Origin of the sequence: Xanthomonas codiaei, from assembly GCF_002939785.1 — a bacterium.
Lineage (GTDB): Bacteria > Pseudomonadota > Gammaproteobacteria > Xanthomonadales > Xanthomonadaceae > Xanthomonas > Xanthomonas codiaei.
This window is the reverse complement of the sequence record NZ_MDEC01000083.1, coordinates 1-603: the sequence shown is the minus strand read 5'-3', so window position 1 is coordinate 603 and position 603 is coordinate 1. Positions and strand designations below refer to the sequence as shown.

Sequence of the window (603 nt, the reverse complement as noted above, 5' to 3'; positions counted from 1 at the left end):
CGCGCCATCCAGCGCAACGCGTTGAACATCAAGCGCAGGTCATACTTGCGCTGCGGTGCCTGTGGATCCATCAGCGTCAAGTAGGGCGCAGCGAAGACCCATTCTTCATCGGAGACGTCGGTCGGATAAGGGCGCGGTGGCTTCGTCCGCTTACGATAGCCGCGAAAGCCTCAAGTTCATAACACGCTCTAGGGATAGTCTGATCAACGCGGCTAGTTGATGCGATAAGCCACATTGGTCGCGCTTACCGCTTTTAGACGTTGGGTTTTTTGCTGTCCAGGCGCATTTCCGGGTGTTGCCCCGATTACATGCACGCCTTGTCCAGGGCTAGCATCAACCTTGTTTATTCAGCCATAGGTCCGATATCGAAAACAGCGCCAGTACCTGCGCAGTGTTCTTGACTAGGCCGAGTGCGCTTGCCGTTGTACTCCGCGTAGCCGAAAGACAGTTGCATCGAGATCATCTGCTCGATTCGTTGATCCAATGTGGCAGCATCAACGGGGATTATTCGGGCCTTCTCTAAGGAAGGTCTGAACAACGATGCCTGACAGGGCGGAATGTGGCATCGCTCCGGAGAGTCGCGTTTGGAGCCTCGGGTTCTCG

General features: G+C 55.6%; 2 pseudogenes. Both read right to left on the bottom strand.

Going from position 1 to position 603, the window contains the following annotated elements:
* Positions 1-134: pseudogene (locus XcodCFBP4690_RS22140) on the bottom strand (transposase); the annotation flags it as partial.
* A 170-nt stretch (positions 135-304) separates the two neighbouring features.
* Positions 305-408 (bottom strand): annotated as a pseudogene (locus XcodCFBP4690_RS23495) (IS5/IS1182 family transposase); the annotation flags it as partial.
* Positions 409-603 lie beyond the last annotated feature (195 nt).